This window comes from Sphingopyxis sp. OPL5 (assembly GCF_003797775.2).
Lineage (GTDB): Bacteria > Pseudomonadota > Alphaproteobacteria > Sphingomonadales > Sphingomonadaceae > Sphingopyxis.
Window position 1 is genome coordinate 3,899,055 of the sequence record NZ_CP060725.1, and the last position, 19,073, is coordinate 3,918,127.

Sequence of the window (19,073 nt, forward strand, 5' to 3'; positions counted from 1 at the left end):
CGCGTCGACATGGTCCGCGGCGCTCGACAGCGCGCGCGTAGCAGGGCATTAGGACTGGGCATGCTTTTCGAAACCGCAGAATCCACGATCCTGTTCTGGCTGTCGGTCGGCGCCGTCACGATGTTCGGCGTGATGGCGCACACGATCCGCTCGAACAAGGGTACGCTCGGCTTTCCAATGGCCATGCTGTTCGCGCTGGCGATCATGCATGTGGCCGCCGGCGTTCACCTGATTCCCGGATATTATCACCAGTACGACCCCTATCTGAACGGCATCGGCTATACCCGCGACACGGTGGCCAAGGGGTTGCAAGTTTCGACCATCGGGTTCGTGATGATGGCGCTGGGCATCTGGTTGATGTCGTATCTGGGCGACAATTATCATGTCGATTTCGACGCGCGCCGTATGCCGGCCCGGTTCCTCCGCGTGGCGCAAAAAAGCGTGCTGGCGATTGGCGTATTCTTCTTTTTCGCCATCACCGTCGTTCCCGCGATCGCGCAGATTCCGACGATCGGCGCCGTCATCGTCAGCGGCAAGAACCTGCTGATCATCGGTATCTGCTTGTCGATCCTGCGCCGCGTCTGGCTGAACGAAGGTCTGACGATGTGGCAGATCGGTGCGATCACCGTCGCCATTCCCATCGCCAACCTGCTCGGCAACGCGATTCTGGCCGATGCGGTGGCGGCGATCATCATCATCGGCTGTTTCTGGCTGACCATTGCGGGCCGTCGTTTCGGCATCGGCCGGGTGATACTCGCGGTCGTCGCCGCCAGCTATATCTTCCTGTTCCTGTCGACCAACTATCTGCTGACCCGCGGTCAGTTTCGCGAAGTGGTGTGGGAACCGACATCGACGCTGTCGGAGCGCGTCGACGGCCTCGTCGACGCGATCGGCCAGTTCGGCTCGCTGTCGAGCAGCGACCAGAAGCAGCTATACGTTCTCGACTCGCGCCTGAATCAGAGCCTGTTCACCGGCATGGCGGTCGAAAAACTCCAGGCGCAGCCCGACACCTATGAAAATGGCTCGACGCTGCTCGCCGGTCTCTTCGCTTTTGTCCCGCGCGCGATCTGGACGACCAAGCCGGTCCGCGGCGGCTCGGAATTCCTCACCGCGCATACCGGCTATCAGGCAAGCAACGAAACGACGTTCGGCATCGGGCCCTTTTTTGAGTTTTATGCCAATTTCGCGATGTTCGGCGTGATCTTCTTCTCGTTCCTGATGGGCCTGTTCGTCCGCTATCTCGACCTGCGGGCCTACCGCGCGCTCGCCGACGGGCGGATGACCGAGGCGATCCCGCTGATGTCGGGTCTGGTCGCGATGGTCCAGCCGCTGGCGAACATGTCGAGCCTGTTCTCGACCTTCTACGCCTCGCTGGTGATCGGCTTCATCGTGGCGAAGATTCTCGAGCGCTATCTCGATATCCGGCAGTTCGCCGAGAAACAGGGCCGAACCCAGCGGGTATGACGCGGATCCTGCTGACCAATCCCAGTTTCCGGCTCGAACATGGCGGTCCGGCCTATTCGGTCGGACGGCTGGCGGGGGCACTCGCGGCGCTGGGCCATGACGTCACGGTGTGGGCCGCCGACGGCAGCGCCGACCGTGTCGCGACGATGGACCCCAGCGGCAGCGTGACGATCGCCGCCGCCGAACTGGACATGGTCCTGACCGCGCAGCGCTGGGACGTTGTGCACGACAATGGCCTTTGGCTGCCCCATGGCGCGCGGATCGCCGGCCACTGCCGCACCCACGCGATCCCGCGCCTGCTGAGCGTCAGGGGCATGATGCAGCCCTGGGCGTGGAACCACCGGCGCTGGAAGAAGCGGCTGGCCTGGGCGCTGTACCAGAAGCGCGGGGTCGAACAGGCGACGCGGCTCCACGCCACGGCGGACGACGAGGTCGCGCGCATCCGCGAGCGTTATCCCGCGCGACGCCCGCTGCTGATCGCCAACGGTATCGACATTCCGGACCAGCCGTCGCGCGCGCCGAAGGCCGATGGCGCGGTCCGCACCGCGTTGTTCCTCGGCCGGATCCATCCGGTGAAGGGGTTGACGATGCTGGTCGATGCCTGGGCTGCGGTCAGGCCGGCGGGCTGGCGGCTGCAACTGGTCGGTCCCGACGAGGACGGGTTCCGCGCGCAACTGGAAGCGCAAATCGCCGCCGCAGGCCTTTCGGACACAATTTCGCTTGCAGGCCCCGCGAGTGGTGCCGCGAAAACCGCATTCTATGACGAGGCGTCGCTGTTCCTGCTGCCGAGCTATACCGAGAATTTCGGGATTTCGGCGGCAGAGGCGCTGGCCCACGCCATTCCTGTCATCACGACGACCGGAACGCCCTGGCAGGTTCTGGAAACCGAGGGCTGCGGCTGGTGGGTCGCGCCCGAGACCGCGGCGATCGCAGCCGCCCTCGCCGACGCGACCGCGCGGCCCGACCGCGACCTGATCGCCATGGGTGCGACGGGACGTTCATGGGTTGCCGATAACCTGCACTGGCCCGCCATTGCCAAGCAGTTTGCCGATGCCTATGCGGACGCGATAGCCAACCCTTCGTTGGTTTAATCGGGGGATTTTCGTTGGTTGTTCCCGGCGTGCGCTTTTCGATCGTCACCGTCTGCTATAATCCCGGCGAGACGATCCTGGCCTGCCTGCGTTCGGTCGCCGAGCAGGGCTATCCGCATATCGAACATATCGTCATCGACGGCGCCTCGCCCGACGGCACCGCCGAACGCATCGCTGCGCTCGACTGGTTCAAGGGCCGGCTGGTGTCCGAACCCGACAAGGGCATTTACGACGCGATGAACAAGGGCGCCGCGCTTGCGACCGGCGATTATCTGGGCTTCCTGAACGCTGACGACTGGCTCGGTGACCCCGATGCGATCGCTAGGCTCGCTGCCGCTGCCGCCGCACATCCGGGCGCCGATGCGGTGCAGGGCGATGTCGTCATCGTCGATCCCGACAAGCCGGGGCGCCAACGCTATTATTCGGGCGCCGGCAACTGGCAGCGACGCCTGCGCTGGGGCCAGATGCCGCCGCATCCCGGTTTCTACATGCGCAGCGACCTGTTCCGCGAAATGGGCGGCTTTGCCACCGATTACCGGATCGCTGCCGATTACGACCTGATGCTCCGCTTCTTCTGCACCGCGGGGCGCCAGGCGGTGCATGTGCCCTCCCCGATCGTCACCATGGCGACCGGCGGCGTATCGAACCAGGGCTTGCAGAGCCGCAAAATCATCAACCGCGAAATCGGCGTCGCGTGCAAGCGCAACGGGGTGAAGACCAATTCGCTGATGATCTGGTCGAAATATCTCACCAAAATCTTCCAATATTGGCCGCGCAAGGCGGTTTGATGCCTAGCGGGACGACCCTTGTCACCGGCGCCAACGGCTTCGTCGGGGCCGAGATCGTGCGCCAATTGCGCGCGCAGGGCCTGGCCGCGCGCAGCGCGGTGCGGACGGTGGCCGGCGCCGATGAGGTCGCGGTCGGCGATATCGGCCCCGATACCGACTGGAGCGCTGCGCTCGCCGGGGTCGATCGGGTGATCCACTGCGCGGCGCGTGTCCATCAGATGGACGACCGCGCAACCGATCCGCTCGCTGCCTTCCGCGCCGTCAACCGCGACGGCACCGCCGCCTTGGCGCGGCAGGCCGCGGCCGCGGGGGCGACGCGACTCGTCTTTCTGAGCTCGATCAAGGTCAATGGCGAGACGACGCGCGGCCGCGCGCCTTTCACCGCCGCCGATGCGGCGTCGCCGCAAGACCCTTATGGCCAGTCCAAATGGGAGGCCGAACAGGACCTCCATGCCATCGCCGCCGAAACGGGTCTCGAAGTGACCATCGTCCGCCCGCCGCTCGTCTATGGCCCCACAGTGCGCGCCAATTTCGCGCGCATGGTGTCGTGGGTGGCGCGCGGGCGCCCCCTGCCCTTCGGCCTTTGCAACAACCGGCGCAGTCTGGTCGCGGTGGCCAATCTCGCCTCGCTCGCGATCGCGGCGAGCCGGCATCCGGCCGCGGCGGGCGCGACGCTGATGGCGAGCGACGCCGAAAGCGTCAGCGTGCGAGAGTTGCTGGCACAGATCGGCATCGCCTTCGGCCGCCCCGCGCGATTGTTGCCGGTGCCCGTTGCGCTGCTGCGGCTGCTCGGCAGTGTCATCGGCCAGCGCGCCGCGATCGACCGCCTGTGCGACCCGCTGCTGGTCGATGGCGCTCCGACGCGTGCATTGCTCGGCTGGCACCCGCCGGTGACGATGGCCGAGGAACTGGCGCGCATGGCGGCAGCGGAGCGGCGCGCATGATCGATACCGGCCTCGCGCTCACCGGCATCTGCCTGATCGCCACGCTTATGCTGCTCAGCCTCTATGTCGGCTGGGCGAAGCAGCGGATGGTCGACACGCCGAACGAGCGCAGCGCGCATGTCGTCGCGACCCCGACCGGCGGCGGGATCGTTTTCCTGTCGGTCTGGGTCGTCATGCTCGCCGCCGGGGCGCTGCTCATCCCCTATCAGGTCATTCCCGCCCTCGCGCTCGGCCCCGCCGTCGTGGCGCTGATGTGGCTCGGCTGGATCGACGACCGCACGCCCCTGCCGACGTCCTTGCGCTTCGCGGTCCAGTTCGGCTCGGCGGGGCTGTTCCTGCTGCTCTGGCCATGGCCCGACACGATCGGCCCCTGGTTCTGGCCGCTGGCGATCGTCGCGCTGCTCTATCTCGTCTATTCGGCGAATATCACCAATTTCATGGACGGCATCGACGGCATCGTCGCGCTGCAGATGCTTGGCTTCGTCGCCGGCACGCTGCTGATCCTGCCACCCACCGTGCTGACCCTGCCGATGCTGTTGCTCGGCGCGGCGGTGCTCGGTTTCTTCCTGTTCAACCGGCCGCCGGCCAAGCTGTTCATGGGCGACAGCGGCAGCGCGCCGCTGGGGCTGATCGTCGCCGCGGTCACGCTGGCGGTCGCGGCGTCGAACTGGCGCTTCGGACTCGCGCTGCTCGTGTTGCAGGGGGTGTTCCTGTGCGACAGCGCGGTCACGCTGCTCCGCCGTTTCCTGCGCCGTCAGAATGTGACGCACGCCCACAGCGAGCATGCCTATCAGCACGCCAAGCGCCGCTGGGGGCACGCGCGGGTCAGCTATGGCCTGTTCGCGCTGACGCTGCTGATCCAGCTGCCCGTCGCGTATGCGGTGGCGTGGAAACTGCCCTTCTGGATCGCCGGAATCGACCTCGTTCTGCTCGCGCTGCTCGCCGCACTCTTCCGCGCCGGGGCACCGCGCGCCGATTGATCTTTTTGCGCAGCTTGTCCATAGATGCCGACAACCGGCCCGCACCGCGACGGGGGGATGCAACAGGATGAACAAGACCATATGAGTGTTGCAAACGCGCCGATTACCGGCCGCCGTCAGCGCTATGCGCTGGTTGGATGCGGACGTATTTCAGGACATCATTTTGCGGCGATCAAGGCGCACGCCGACCGGGCGGAGATCGTCGATGTATGCGACGTCGACCCGGTCGCGCTCGCCCGGGCGGTCGAATGCACTGGCGCTCGCGGCCATGCGTCGCTGACCGATATGCTCGCGGCCACCGATGCCGACGCGGTGATCGTCTCCTCGCCGAGCGGCCTCCACCCCGATCAGGTGATCGAGGTCGCCCAATCCGGACGCCATGTCGTGTCCGAAAAGCCGATGGCGACCCGCTGGCGCGACGCGCTGCGGATGGTCGAGGTGTGCGAGGAAGCCGGGGTCCGGCTGTTCATCGTCAAGCAGAACCGGCTCAACGCGACGCTCCAGCTGCTCCGCCGCGCGGTCACCGAAGCGCGCTTCGGGCGCATCTACATGATCGCGCTGAATGTGTTCTGGACACGGCCACAGGATTATTATGACAGCGCGGCCTGGCGCGGGACGTGGGAGTATGACGGCGGCGCGCTGATGAACCAGGCGAGCCATTATGTCGACCTGCTCGACTGGCTCGGCGGCCCGATCGAAAGCCTGCACGCCTATACCGCGACACTCGCGCGCAATATCGAGGTCGAGGACAGCGCCGTGATGAACATCCGCTGGCGTTCGGGCGCGCTCGGGTCGATGAACGTCACCATGCTGACCTATCCCAGGAATCTCGAAGGCTCGATCACGATCCTCGGCGAAAAGGGCAGCGTCAAGGTCGGCGGGGTCGCGCTCAACAAGATCGACCATTGGGAATTCGACACCCCGCACCCCGATGACGACCTCGTCGCGAACGCCTCGTACGACACCGGCTCGGTCTATGGTTTCGGGCATCAGCTTTATTACGACAATGTCATCGGCACGCTGGCGGGCGAATGCGCCCCGACGACCGACGGACGCGAAGGGCTGCGCAGCATGGAGGTGCTGATCGCTTCCTATCTTTCCGCGCGCGACGGCAAGCGCGTCTCGCTGCCGCTGGATTACTGATGGGCGTCAAAATCCATGAAACCGCGATCGTCGATCCCGGCGCCGAGATCGGCGACGGCACCGCGATCTGGCATTGGGTGCATGTCTGCGGCACCGCGCGCATCGGTGCGGGAAGCTCGCTCGGGCAGAATGTCTATGTCGGCAATCATGTCTCGATCGGCAACAATGTCCGCATCCAGAACGGGGTGTCGGTCTATGATGCGGTGACGCTGGAGGACGATGTCTTCTGCGGCCCCGCGATGGTCTTCACCAACGTCTATAACCCGCGCGCCGCGGTGCCGCGCAAGGACGAGTATCGCGAAACGCTGGTGCGCAAGGGTGCGACGCTGGGGGCGAACTGCACGATCGTGTGCGGCGTGACGATCGGCGAATATGGCTTCGTCGGTGCGGGCAGCGTGATCACGCGCGATGTGAAGCCCTATGCGCTGATGGTCGGGGTGCCGGCGCGGCGGATCGGCTGGATGTGCGAATGCGGCGTCCGGCTGGAGGGCAGCGGCGACGTAACCTGCACCGCCTGCGCCAGCAACTACCGGATCACCGCTGAAGACTGCGCGTCGCGATGAGCGAGACGATCGAGTTCAACGACCTGAAGGCGCAATATCGTGCGGTGAAGGCGTCGGTCGACGCGCGCATCCAGGCGGTGCTCGACCATGGCCAATATATCATGGGTCCCGAAGTCGCCGAGCTCGAGGAAAAGCTCGCCGCCTATACCGGCGCGAAGCATTGCATCGGGGTCGCGTCGGGGACCGAGGCGCTGCTGATCGCGCTGATGGCGCTCGACGTGGGCCGCGGCGACGAGGTCATCACCACCTCGGCGACCTTCGTCGCGACGGTCGAGGTGATCGCGTTGCTCGGCGCGACCCCCGTGTTCGTCGACATCGACCCCGCCACTTCGACTATCGATCACCAGGCGGTGAAAGCGGCGATCGGCGAGAAGACACGTGCGATCATCCCCGTCTCGCTCTATGGCCAGTGCGCCGACATGGACGCAATCAATGCGATCGCGGCACCGCACGGCATCGCGGTGATCGAGGATGGCGCGCAGAGCTTCGGCGCGACCTACAAGGGGCGGCGCAGCGGCAACCAGTCGCTGCTGGGCTGTACCAGCTTTTTCCCGGCCAAGCCGCTCGGTTGCTATGGCGACGGCGGCGCGATCTTCACCGACGACGACGCGCTGGCGCAGGCGTGCCGCGAAATCCGCGTTCATGGCCAGTCGAAGCGTTTCCACCACACCCGGGTCGGGGTCGGCGGGCGGCTCGACACGATCCAGGCGGCGGTGCTGCTCGCGAAGCTCGAAATCTTCGACGAGGAGATCGCGCGGCGCCATGCGCTCGGGGCACGCTATCTTGCCGCCTTTGCCGGCCATAATGCGCTCGAATTGCCGATGATCGGCGAAGATCGCACCAGTGTCTGGGGCTATTTCGCCCTGAAATCGGCGGAACGCGCCGCGATCCTCGATGCGCTCAAGGCGGCAGGGGTGCCGAGCGGGGTGCATTATCCCGAACCGATGCACGTTCAGCCGGCGTATCGGGACAAATGCCGCGTCAGCGGGAGCATGGCCGAAACCGACCGCTGGGCGGCACAAGTCTTCAGCCTGCCGATGCACGCCTATCTGACCGACGATGTCCAGGATCGCGTCATCGCCGCGGTGCTGGCAGGGGCCGGTTCGGTCTAGGGGCGGGCATGAGCCGCCTCCTCAACATGCAGCTGAGTTGGCCGGCGACCCTGCTCGAACGGTTGCGCCGCCTGTTCGAGTCGAACTGGCACCGGCTGAGCGGCCGCCGCTATTTCATCGACACCGCGGGGACGCAGGTCGAAGTGCATTTCCGGATATGGTTTGCGCAGAAGATCCTGCGCGGCAACGCCGACGCCTATTGGCCGGTGCACCCCTCGACCCGCGTGTCCGGCGCACGCTTCATCGTCATCGGCGCCGAAACCTCGCCGGGATGGAGCACCGGCTGCGAAATCGACGGGCGCGGCGGGCTTTATGTCGGCGATTATACGCAGCTCGCTCCCAATGTCCGGCTGTTGTCGCTCGCCGATGGCGCGGGATCGCCTTTGCCGCCGAAGGATTTTGCGATCGCCATCGGCCGCCATTGCCTGATCGCGATGAATGCGACGGTGCAGGCCGGCGTCAAGCTCGGCGATTTCACCATCGTCGGCGCGGGCGCGGTGGTGACCGAAAGCTTTCCCGAGGGCCATTGCGTCGTCGCCGGCAATCCCGCGCGTGTCGTCTCGCGCCTCGACCCGGCGCAATGCGAAACCTGGCAGCGCCCGAACGCCTATGTCGGCTACACGCCGCTGGCGCGAATCGATGCCTTGCGCGGCGACAGGGTCGACCCGGTGCTGTTCGACCGCATCTGGGGTGCGTCATGAATCCGTCCTGGAAGACCCGTTTCGCGCAGCAGGTCCTCGGGATCAACGGCGGGGCCTATTGGCCGATGCACCCGGCGAGCCAGCTCGATTATCCGAACCGCGTCCTGCTCGGGCGCGGCAGCGCGCCGGGGATCGAGCCTTTTTGTTATGTCAGCGCGAACATGGGGATCGTCGTCGGCCATGGCGTGTCGGTCGGGCGCGGCGTCGGCCTGATCAGCGGCAATCACGACCCGGTGCGGCTGACCGACTATCTCGAAGGCCCGCCGCTGGTGATCGGCGACCATTGCGTGATCGAGGACGGCTGTACGATCCTGCCCGGAGTCGAACTCGCCGATTTCTGCATCGTGACGCGTGGCAGCGTCGTCACCCGCTCGTGCCTCGAGCCGCGATCGATCCTGACCGGCAACCCCGCGAAGGTCGTGGGCACGCACGACCGCCCTGCCCCGCCGATCCCCGCCGACGCCCGGCACGGCTATGTCGCTGCGGGTGATTTCGCCGATTTCGCGCGCCGCAACCTGCGCCACCAATATCTCGGCCGTTTCGCCGCCGCCTTTACCTCGCCGCCTGCGGAGGCTAGCTGAACCGCATGTGCGGCTGGGGAATATTGGCAAATCGCGACGGCCGCCCGGTCGAACCCGGACAATTGCAGGCGATGGCCGACGCTGTCGCGCACCGCGGTCCCGATTCCGAAGGCATCGTCACCCTCGGCCCGGTCGGACTCGCGCACCGCCGGCTGGCGGTGATCGACGTCGACGACCGGTCGAACCAGCCGATGCGCGACGGCGACAACTGGCTGCTGTTCAACGGCGCCATCTATAACTTCCCCGAATTGCGCGCCGAGCTGGAGGGTTTGGGCCGCCATTTCCATACCCAATCGGATACCGAGGTGCTGCTCCACGCGCTGGACCAGTGGTGGACCGACGCGCTGCCGCGGCTGCGCGGCATGTTCTCCTTCGTCTTCTACGACGCGCGGCGGCAGACGATGCTCCTCGGGCGCGACCGTTTCGGGATCAAGCCGCTCTGCTATCATCTGTCCGATCGCGTGCTGCTCGCCGGGTCGGAGGCGAAACAGTTGCTCGCCACCGGGCTCGTCGACAGCGCCCCCAACCACGACATGCTGCGCCGCTTCCTCGAATATGGGCATCTCAATTTCGACGCGCGGAGCTTCTTTGTCGGGATCAAGGCGCTGCCGCCCGGCCATCTCGCCACCTATGACCTGACGACCCGCGCGTTCGCGACTGCGCGCTGGTACGATCTTGCCGCACAGGTCGAGCCGCTCGCTATCGGCTATGAAGAAGCGCGCGAACGGCTCCGGGCGCTGTTTTTCGACGCGGTGCGCGCGCACCATGTCGCCAATGTTCCGCTCGGCGCCAGCCTGTCGGGCGGGGTCGACAGCTCGTCGATCGCCGCGGCGAGCGCCGGCGTCGTGGGCGATCCGGCGCAGTTTCCGGTCTTCACCGTCTTCCACGCCGACCGGCACCATGACGAACGCGGATACGCCGCCCAGGTCGCACAGCGCTTCGGCTATCGCCAGGTCGAGGTTCCGGTCTCGCTGGTCGACTATTACACCCCCGAATGGCTCGAGGCCTTCGCCTGGTCGCAGGACCAGCCGCTGCCGAGCGGTAGCCATTTCAACGAACATGCGCTGTTCCGCGCCGCGCATGAAGCGGGGGTGACGGTGATGCTCGACGGCCAGGGTGCCGACGAATATTTCGGCGGCTATGGCGAATTCTGGCTCGCGGCGCAGCGTGAGGCTCTCGGTGCGGGGCGGCTCGGCGAGGCATGGCAAAATTTTCGCGGGCGGAGCCTGACGACGGGCGATGGCCTGCCGCTGACCTTGCGCAAATATCTTGCCGCCGGGCGGCAATCGGACCGGCTGATTTCGCCGCTGATGTCGGGGATCTGGCGCGGTGGCGGCACGGAATCCTACACCCCCGTCGCCCCGCCGACCGCTTACAAGCCGTTGTCGCTCGACGAGCTGACGCGGACGAGCATCCCGTACCAGCTCCATTCGCAGGACCGCAACGCGATGCAGTTCGGTATCGAATCGCGCGTTCCCTTCCTCGATCACCGGCTCGTCGAGTTCGTCATGGGGCTGCCGACGCGCTTCCTCGTCGGCAAGGGGTGGCAGAAACTGATCCTGCGCGACGCGATGGATGCGCTGCCCGACACCGTGCGCTGGCGGCGCGACAAGATCGGTTTCTCTTCCCCCGATGCGAGTTTCGGCCGCGACCATCCCGACCGCATGGCGGCGATGATCGACGATGCGCTGCGCGTGCTGGCGCCGCTGCTCGACGTGACGACGCTTCGCGAACGGATCGCCGCTTCGGCGCGCCATAGCCTGCCCTATGATCCGGCGAATTTCCGTCTGATCAGCCTCGCCGCCTGGGTGCGGCGCTTCGCGGTGCCGCTATGATCACCATCGTCGATTATGACGCGGGCAACCCGCGATCGATCATCAACATGCTGCAGTATCTCGGCCACCGCGCCGAATTGACCGGAGATCCCGACACGATCGCACGCGCCGAGCGGCTAATCCTGCCCGGCGTCGGCAAGTTCGACTGGGGCATGCAGCGCCTGCACGACAAGGGACTCGTCGCGCCGCTGCGCGAGGCGGTCGAACGCCGCGCCGTCCCCATGCTCGGCATCTGCCTCGGCGCCCAATTGCTGACGCGCGGCAGCGAAGAGGGTGAATTGCCGGGGTTCGATTGGGTGCCCGCAAAGACCGTCGCCTTCGACCGTTCGCGCCTCGGCGACCGGCTCAAGGTTCCGCACATCGGCTGGGCCGACACCGCCTGGAACGCCGGACACCGCATGGCGCTCGATGCCGATGCCGCCCGCTATTATTACGTCCACAGCTTCCACATCGCCTGCGACGCCCCGGCGACCGAGCTGTGCAGCACCGTCCATGGCTATCGCTTCACCGCCGGGGTCGAAAAGGACAATGTCTTCGGGGTCCAGTTCCACCCCGAAAAGAGCCTGTCGTTCGGCATGGCGGTGCTCGATCGTTTTGCGGCGATCTGATCGGCGCGGGGCCATGAATTCGATTGGCGCCGCGCACCCTTTTCTGTAACCGCCGGGGCCGGCCCATGTCGGCACAGGCGGTTCGCCAGGCCCTTCAACGCGATGCGGAGACGATTTGGTGAAGACGATCGCCGACAGGCTGGTGAATATCTCCCGTCTGAACTTCGTTCGCAATTTCGCGACGCTCTCGGGCGGACAGGCGATCGCGACGCTGATCCCGATCCTCACCGCACCGATCCTCGGGCGGCTCTACCTGCCCGCCGACTATGGCGTGCTCGGCACCTATATGGCGTTCGGCGCGGTGCTCGCGACGATAGGAAATCTCCAATATTTCAAAGGCGTGATCGTCGACAAGCAAGAGCATGACGCGATCGCGACGCTTGCGCTGGCGATGCGCATCACGCTTGGCATGTCGGTACTGGCGCTCGCGGTCGTCGCGCTGGTCCGGCTTCTGGAACCGGCGAGCTGGTCGAACAGCGAACTCTGGCCCTGGTTCTGGCTGCTGCCGCTCACCATCCTGATGGCCAGCCAGACCGCCGCGCTGCAGGCCTTCGCCAACCGCCAGAACCGCTATGGCTTCATGAGCCGGCTGCAGATCGTCAGCGTCGTGGTCACGACCGGCCTGTCGATCGGACTGGGGCTGCTGAAATGGGGTGCCGCCGGCCTGATGACTGCCTATTTCGCCGGACAGATCATCGCCTTTTTCTATGTGATCGCCGGAAATCGCGAGGCTTTCGGGCTAGCGCGCCGGGCGCAATGGGCCGATATGCGCGCCGCGGCGGTGCGCCACCGCGATTTTGCGCAATGGACCACCCCGACCGCGGTCGTCGAACAGGTCGCGATGGCCTTCCCGATCTATGTCCTTGGCCTGCGGGGCGGGATGCTCGACGTCGTCGGCCATTTCAACCGCGCGCGCAGCCTTCTCGCACTGCCCGTCCAGATGTTCGCGACCGCCATCGGCCAGGTGTTCTTCCGGCGCGGCGCCGAAGAGATCGCGCGGCTCGATAGCGCCACCCATCTTTTTTACCGGCTGGCGATCGGGCTCACCGCGATCGCTGTCCCGATGTTCGGCATCCTCTATCTGATCGCCCCGACGCTGTTCGTCTTCGTGCTCGGCCCCAATTGGCACGAGACCGGCGAGGTCGCGCGCATCCTCGCCCCCGTCATCGGGCTGCAATTCGTGGTCCAGCCGCTGACTAAGATCCTGTGGCTGCACGGCTACCAGCGGCTCGATTTCATCATGTCGATCAGCTTCGCGGCCTTCACCATCGGCGCCGTGCTGCTCGCGACGCAGATCATCTCCAGTCCGATGAACGTGATCGTCGCTTATGCGATGGCGCAGGGTGTGATGTACGTCGCGTTCCTCGCGGTCGCCTTCTGGATCGCGCATCGCCATCGCCATCTTCGCGCCGAACCGGCGGCGCTGTGATAGACATATCGGAAAGCCTGTCATATGCCTTGGACGGGCACTTCCTGATATTCTTTCGATTGTTGCACGCGATACCATTGATATGACCTATATTTCTGCCGATCCGGCGACCTGCCTCGCCGACAGGATGGAAATCAGCGCGGCGCTGCGCCTGTCGCGGTTCCTGCCGCGCTACATGGCGCGCCAGTTGATGGGCCGGCAGCATATCGCGCGCCGCGTCCACCGCGACACCGCCGGCTATGCGGTGACCGGCACCCCCGAACATTGGCTCGACCAGTTCGTCTACCAGCGCGCGGCCAAGGCCTATTGGCCCGTCGACCGGTCGAGCAAGGTGGTCAACTGGCGCAATATCAAGGTCGGTATCGACGTCGCGCCGGGGTTCATGCCGAACTGCTATATTCAGGGCATCGGCCTGATCGACATCGGCGACTATGTGTGGATCGCGCCGGGGGTGCATATCATCTCCGCGAACCATGATATCCACGACCACCGGCTCCACCATCCCGACCGGGTCGTCGTCGGCCGTCACAGCTGGCTGGGCGGCGGGGCGAAGATCATGCCGGGTGTCGAACTCGGCCCCTTCACCATCGTCGCCGCCGGCGCGGTCGTCACCCGCTCCTTCCCCGAAGGCTATCAGGTCCTCGCCGGCATCCCGGCCAAGCCGGTGCGTCAGATCGATGCGGCGCAATGTGTCGATTATGCGCGCGACCACCGCTATCATGGCTATATCCCGGAAGCCGATTTCCCCGCCTTCGCGAAGCAGGCGCTGAATCCGGCATTGCAGGGAGGCTGAGGGCGTGGAGGGCTATTTTTCGCAACCGCGAACGATCCTGATCATCTCGCCGCAGGCGTGGAACGCGCCCAATGTGTCGAAGCATCATTATGCGCGCCTGCTCGGCGAATTGGGGCATCGCGTCTTTTTCGTCGAACCGCCCGACCACAGCCGTCGCGACCGCAATGTCGCCATCCTGCCGAGCGACGCGGCGGGCGTGTCGCTTGTCCGCTATCGCCTGCCCTTCCCCTATCGCATCAAATTTCACGCCCGGCCGCTGTTCAAATGGCTGATGAAGGGGGTCACCCGCCGGGTGGCAAGGACCGTTCCGGGGCCGATCGACCTGGTTTGGGATTTCGACAATGAATATATGTTCAATGATCTCGGCGATTTTTCTGCCGATTTCAGTATCTTCCATCCCGTAGATGACATTGCGCCGCAATTTTCGTCGACCAAGTTCGCGCGGCTGATCCTCGCCAACAACGGCTTTTACATTTCCTCGCTGCCCGCAAGCGGCGCCCGCACCGCCTTGATCCCGCACGGGACGCAGGGCGCGTTCCTCGACCTCGCGCGCACGCGCCTTGACGGCACGCAACCGGCGTTTCGCGCGGTGCCGAAAGTCGTCGGCTATGTCGGCAACCTCGACCGCAAGGATATCGACTGGGAGGCGCTCTACGCCGTGATCGGCGCGCACCCCGAACTCGAATTCCGGATGATCGGTCCCTATCGCAGTTCGACCCCGCCCGACCCCAGGATCGAAAAACTGCGGGCCTTCGCCAATGTCACCCTGCTCGGGCGGCTCGAATCGCACGAAGTCATCGCCCGCTCGGCGGATGTCGACATCTGGTTCGTCGCCTATCGCTACGAAAAGGCGAAGGGCCTGATCTATCCGCACAAGATCAACGAGTTTCTCGCCACCGGAAAGCCCGTCCTCGCCAGCCAATTGTCCTTCACCTTTCCCCCCGGGGCGGTGACCTGTTCGGCCTATGAAGATAATCGCGACATGCCCGAGCTGATGGGCCGGATCGTCGCCGATTATGCCGAGGTCGGCGCACCGCTCGCGGCCACACGCGCGCGTTTCGCCGCCGAAAACAGCTATGCCGACCATATCGCCACCATCTCGCGTCTGATCGCCGACGTGAAAGCAGGATAGCCCGATGTATCTTCCCAACCTCCTGGTCATCGGCGCGATGAAGTGCGGGACCAGCAGCCTGCACAATTATCTGGCGCGCCATCCGGACATCTTCATGTCGGAAGAAAAGGAGATCAACTTCTTCACCGGTTCGAACAGCAACCAGTCGCTCGACTGGTACAAGGCGCAGTTCCCGGTCGACGCGCCGATCCGCGGCGAATCCTCGCAAAATTATTCGAAGCGCCACAATCCCCTGTTCCCCGGCGCGGCCGAGGCGATCAAGGCGCTGATCCCCGATGTGAAGCTGATCTATGTGGTGCGCGACCCGATCGAGCGTTACCGCTCGCACAAGGTCGAAAATTACCATGGGGAAACGCCCGCCGCGCGCCAATGGTCGGAGACGAGCGACAATCAGGTGATGACGGGCATGTATGCCTACCAGCTCGAATCCTTCCTCGACCATTTCCCGATGGAACAGATCAAGGTCGTCGATGCCGACAGCCTGCTCAACCACCGGCATATGACGATGAACATGATCTTTTCCTTCCTCGGGCTCGAATGGCTCGAAGATCCCGACAGCTTCTCGTTCAAGACGAACGAGAATTCGTCGAACGGCATTCCGGTGCACTGGCAGAAATCCCTGCCCTATCGCGCCGCGCGCAAGCTGGCGCCCTTCGATTTCGACGCGCTGATGAACCGTCCGGCGATCAGCCGCCGGCTCTTTTACGGCCTCAACAAGCCCGATCTGAGCGAGGAAGAGGTCGACCGGCTGAAGGAACGTTATGCAAAGGACGTCGCGCAGCTGCGCGCACTGACCGGCATGGATTTTGCCGGCTGGCAGGTCTGACCGACGCCCCATGCGCCGTATTCGCGTCATTCCCGTGCTGACCATCGACCGCGATGCGCGGCTGGTGAAGACGGTCGGCTTCGGCAAGCGCACCTATATCGGTGACCCGATCAACGCCGTGCGCATCTTCAACACCAAGATGGTCGACGAAATCCTGCTGCTCGACATCGACGCCAGCACCGACGGACGCGGACCCAATTTCGATGCGATCGGCGACATCGTCGAAGAGGCCTTTCTGCCGATGGGCTATGGCGGCGGTATCCGCAGCGTCGACGACGCGGCGCGGCTGTTCGCGCTCGGGCTGGAAAAGGTCGTGCTATCGACCGAAGCCTTCGCCGATCCCGGGCTGGTGACGGCGATCGCCGACCGTTTCGGCAGCCAGGCCGTCGCGGTGTCGCTCCCCTATGGTCGCAAGCTCATCGGCGGCGAGCAGGTCCTGACCCGCAGCGGCAAGCAGCGCACCGGCCAGGCGCCGGTCGCGGCGGCGCAGGCGATGGCGGCGGCGGGCGCCGGCGAGATCATCGTCTACAGCATCGACCGCGACGGCAAATGGACCGGCTTCGACCTGCCGACGGTCAGCGCGGTCGCGGCGGCGGTCGCCATCCCGGTGGTCGCCTGCGGCGGTGCCGCGGGCCTCGACGATTTCCTGCCCGCGATCCGCGACGGTGGGGCTTCGGCGGTCGCCGCATCGAGCCTGTTCGTCTATCGCGCGCCCAAACAGGGGGTGCTGATTTCCTATCCCGACGAGGCCGATCTGCGCGACCGGCTGTTCGCAAAGCTCGATGCATGACCCTAGCCACGTCGCCCCTGCCCGCAACCTCGGCGCAGGTCTGCACGCGAACGGTGATGGACGGCAGCGATCCCGACATCCGGTTCGACGCCGACGGGGTGTGCAACTACTGGCACGAATATCAGGCTTTCGCCGCGACGCTTCCCGATGCCGCCGCCAAACAGGCGCGGCTCGACACGCTGCTGGCGGCGGTGCGCGCCGACGGCAAGGGCAAGCCCTATGACTGCGTCATCGGCCTGTCGGGCGGGGTCGACAGCAGCTATGTCACCTGGCTCGCGAAGCAATGGGACCTGCGGCCGCTGATCGTCCATTTCGACAATGGCTGGAACAACGAACTCGCGGTCCGCAACATCGAGAATATCTGCAAAAAGCTCGACTTCGAACTCCACACCTTCGTGATGGACTGGGACGAGTTCCGCGACCTGCAGCGCGCTTATTTCAAGGCGTCGGTCGTCGATATCGAGGTGCCGACCGATCACATGATCTCGGGTGCGCTCTACAGGCTCGCGGCGAAGTACAACCTCAAATACATTCTCTCGGGTCTCAACCACGCCACCGAATGGCTGATGCCGCCGTCGTGGAACTATGCGAAGTTCGACCTCGTCAACCTGAAGAGCATCCACCGGACATTCGGCGAGAAGCCGCTCAGGAAACTCCCCGCGCTCGGGGTCTGGCAGCGCGCCTGGTATCAACTGGTGCGCGGCATCCACAGCGAAGCCGTGCTCGACCTCGTCGATTTCGACAAGGCGAAGGCCAAGGAATTGCTGATCCGCGAACTCGACTGGGTCGATTATGGCGGCAAACATTATGAATCGCTCTTCACCCGTTTTTACCAGGGTTACATCCTCCCGCGGAAATTCGGTGTCGACAAACGCAAGGCGCATCTGTCGAACCTGATCCTGTCGGGTCAGGCGACGCGCGACGAAGCATTGCGCGAATTGCAACAACCGACCTATGACGCGGCGATGCAGGAGCGCGACAAGGCCTATGTTCGCAAGAAGCTGGGGTTCAGCGAGGCCGAATTCGAAGAGCTGCTGGTGCGGCCCAACCAGCGGCACGAGATTTACGGCACCGATCAAAAGCAGCGCGAATTCTATTTTCGCGTCATAGGCACGGCCGGCAAGATCCTGCGTACCGTCGGATTGAAGCGCTGATGGCGACGACGCTCGACCTCCTGGCACCGCCGCTGCGGATCCTGCTCATCTCGCCGCAACCCTGGGCAGGGCTTCAGGTTTCGAAGCATCACTATGCCCGTGAACTCGCGGCGCTGGGGCACACCGTCTATTTCGTTAATCCGCCGAACGGCGGCGACGCCATCCGCCTGTCGCCGAGCGATGTTCCCGGCATCACCCTCGTCGACCATCCGCGCATGCCCGCCTCACGCACAAAATATCGTGCGCAATGGCTGTTCATCTGGGCCGCGCGGCGGCGGGCGAAGGCGATCGCCCGCGCCGTCGGCCCGGTCGACCTGTTGTGGGATTTCGACAATGCGCGGCAATTCGCCGACCATCGCGCCTTTGCCGCACCCTTTTCGATCCTGCACGTCGTCGACATGCTCGATCCCGGCGATACGATGCACCGCCATGCCGATCTGATACTCGGCGTCGACGAGTTGCTGATCGCCGAAATCGCGCCTTCGAAGGCGCCGAGGCATGTCGTCGGCCACGGCCTCTCACCGTTGTTCGCGCGCGCCGCACAGCGCCGCCTCGCCGCGCCGCGGAAACGCGATGCGGATGCTCCGGTCACCGTCGGTTTCATCGGCAACCTTGCGCAGCCGGCGATGGACCGCGAGCGCTTCGCCCGCCTCGTCGCCGAACGGCCCGACTGCCTCTTCCGCTTCATCGGCCCCGTCCAGGGCGGCACCCCCGAAAGCCATGCCTGGGCCGACACGCTGGCGCAGCGGCCGAATGTCGAGCTGGCGGGATTGCTGACCGGCGACGCGCTGATCGCGGCGGCCGAGGATGTCGATGTCTGGCTTCTGCTCTACGACTACGCCCGCGACCGCAATCGCGGGGTCAATTCGCACAAATTGCTCGAATATTTCGCGCTCGGCGGTGAGGTGGTCAGCAGCCCGATCGCGGCCCAGGCCGGTGCCCCTGGCATCTTCATGGCGCCGCGCGAGGCGCCCGGCGAAATCGGCGCCAAGCTCGATGCGGCGATCGCCGCCGTGCGCGAAGGTCGCGACACGGGCTGGCGCAAACGCGTCGAACTGGCGCTCGCCAACAGCTATCGCGCCCACGCCGAGCGCATCGCCGCCCATCTGAAAGCCGTCATGATCTGAAGGACCCGATGA

19 protein-coding genes are annotated in these 19,073 nt (G+C 65.2%); all 19 read left to right on the forward strand.

Translation table 11 applies throughout. The features are described from left to right. Positions 1-60 precede the first annotated feature (60 nt). The 19 genes from EEB18_RS18800 to EEB18_RS18890 all read left to right on the forward strand — a co-directional run bounded on the left by EEB18_RS18800 (position 61) and on the right by EEB18_RS18890 (position 19,061). On the forward strand, positions 61-1,464 hold the full coding sequence (locus EEB18_RS18800; protein ID WP_056351557.1) for a hypothetical protein: 1,404 nt from the start codon (positions 61-63) through the stop codon (positions 1,462-1,464). Continuing rightward, positions 1,461-2,555 (forward strand): glycosyltransferase, encoded by a 1,095-nt coding sequence (locus EEB18_RS18805; RefSeq protein ID WP_187140127.1) that lies wholly within the window; start codon positions 1,461-1,463, stop codon positions 2,553-2,555. Before EEB18_RS18800 ends, EEB18_RS18805 begins: the two co-directional genes overlap by 4 nt. A gap of 14 nt (positions 2,556-2,569) precedes the next feature. After that, positions 2,570-3,343 carry a glycosyltransferase family 2 protein gene (locus tag EEB18_RS18810; protein WP_056351562.1) on the forward strand — a complete coding sequence of 258 codons (774 nt, stop codon included), beginning with the start codon at positions 2,570-2,572 and terminating at the stop codon, positions 3,341-3,343. Next, positions 3,343-4,287, forward strand: a complete 945-nt coding sequence (locus tag EEB18_RS18815) for an NAD-dependent epimerase/dehydratase family protein (protein ID WP_056351564.1) — start codon at positions 3,343-3,345, stop codon at positions 4,285-4,287. The genes EEB18_RS18810 and EEB18_RS18815 overlap by 1 nt, the downstream gene beginning before the upstream one ends. Next, positions 4,284-5,267, forward strand: a complete 984-nt coding sequence (locus EEB18_RS18820) for a hypothetical protein (protein ID WP_056351567.1) — start codon at positions 4,284-4,286, stop codon at positions 5,265-5,267. Before EEB18_RS18815 ends, EEB18_RS18820 begins: the two co-directional genes overlap by 4 nt. An 81-nt stretch (positions 5,268-5,348) precedes the next feature. Then, on the forward strand, positions 5,349-6,410 hold the full coding sequence (locus EEB18_RS18825; RefSeq protein ID WP_056351570.1) for a Gfo/Idh/MocA family protein: 1,062 nt from the start codon (positions 5,349-5,351) through the stop codon (positions 6,408-6,410). Beyond that, a complete protein-coding gene (locus EEB18_RS18830; protein ID WP_056351575.1) occupies positions 6,410-6,973 on the forward strand; it encodes an acyltransferase in 564 nt (187 codons plus the stop codon). The genes EEB18_RS18825 and EEB18_RS18830 overlap by 1 nt, the downstream gene beginning before the upstream one ends. Further along, positions 6,970-8,085, forward strand: a complete 1,116-nt coding sequence (locus tag EEB18_RS18835; RefSeq protein ID WP_316248975.1) for a DegT/DnrJ/EryC1/StrS family aminotransferase — start codon at positions 6,970-6,972, stop codon at positions 8,083-8,085. Before EEB18_RS18830 ends, EEB18_RS18835 begins: the two co-directional genes overlap by 4 nt. An 8-nt stretch (positions 8,086-8,093) precedes the next feature. Next, a complete protein-coding gene (locus tag EEB18_RS18840) occupies positions 8,094-8,786 on the forward strand; it encodes an acyltransferase (protein WP_187140126.1) in 693 nt (230 codons plus the stop codon). After that, complete coding sequence (locus EEB18_RS18845; protein ID WP_187140125.1) at positions 8,783-9,367, forward strand: acyltransferase; 585 nt, start codon at positions 8,783-8,785, stop codon at positions 9,365-9,367. Before EEB18_RS18840 ends, EEB18_RS18845 begins: the two co-directional genes overlap by 4 nt. Positions 9,368-9,390: 23 nt before the next feature. Continuing rightward, positions 9,391-11,202, forward strand: a complete 1,812-nt coding sequence (gene asnB / locus EEB18_RS18850; RefSeq protein ID WP_187140124.1) for an asparagine synthase (glutamine-hydrolyzing) — start codon at positions 9,391-9,393, stop codon at positions 11,200-11,202. Beyond that, positions 11,199-11,810 (forward strand): imidazole glycerol phosphate synthase subunit HisH, encoded by a 612-nt coding sequence (gene hisH / locus EEB18_RS18855; RefSeq protein ID WP_187140123.1) that lies wholly within the window; start codon positions 11,199-11,201, stop codon positions 11,808-11,810. The genes asnB and hisH overlap by 4 nt, the downstream gene beginning before the upstream one ends. 118 nt (positions 11,811-11,928) lie before the next feature. After that, entirely contained in the window at positions 11,929-13,239 is a 1,311-nt protein-coding gene (locus EEB18_RS18860; protein ID WP_187140122.1) for a lipopolysaccharide biosynthesis protein, read from the forward strand. Positions 13,240-13,321: 82 nt separating this feature from the next. After that, on the forward strand, positions 13,322-14,032 hold the full coding sequence (locus EEB18_RS18865; protein ID WP_187140121.1) for an acyltransferase: 711 nt from the start codon (positions 13,322-13,324) through the stop codon (positions 14,030-14,032). Positions 14,033-14,036: 4 nt separating this feature from the next. After that, complete coding sequence (locus EEB18_RS18870) at positions 14,037-15,164, forward strand: hypothetical protein (RefSeq protein ID WP_187140120.1); 1,128 nt, start codon at positions 14,037-14,039, stop codon at positions 15,162-15,164. Between the two features lie 4 nt (positions 15,165-15,168). Further along, positions 15,169-15,990, forward strand: coding sequence for a sulfotransferase family protein (locus tag EEB18_RS18875; RefSeq protein WP_187140119.1), 822 nt, complete (start codon positions 15,169-15,171; stop codon positions 15,988-15,990). Positions 15,991-16,000: 10 nt separating this feature from the next. Beyond that, complete coding sequence (locus tag EEB18_RS18880) at positions 16,001-16,780, forward strand: HisA/HisF-related TIM barrel protein (RefSeq protein ID WP_187140118.1); 780 nt, start codon at positions 16,001-16,003, stop codon at positions 16,778-16,780. Further along, complete coding sequence (locus EEB18_RS18885) at positions 16,777-17,934, forward strand: N-acetyl sugar amidotransferase (protein WP_187140117.1); 1,158 nt, start codon at positions 16,777-16,779, stop codon at positions 17,932-17,934. The genes EEB18_RS18880 and EEB18_RS18885 overlap by 4 nt, the downstream gene beginning before the upstream one ends. Next, the gene (locus EEB18_RS18890; protein ID WP_187140116.1) at positions 17,934-19,061 is read left to right on the forward strand and encodes a hypothetical protein; all 1,128 of its coding nucleotides are present in this window, start codon (positions 17,934-17,936) and stop codon (positions 19,059-19,061) included. The genes EEB18_RS18885 and EEB18_RS18890 overlap by 1 nt, the downstream gene beginning before the upstream one ends. Positions 19,062-19,073: the final 12 nt, after the last annotated feature.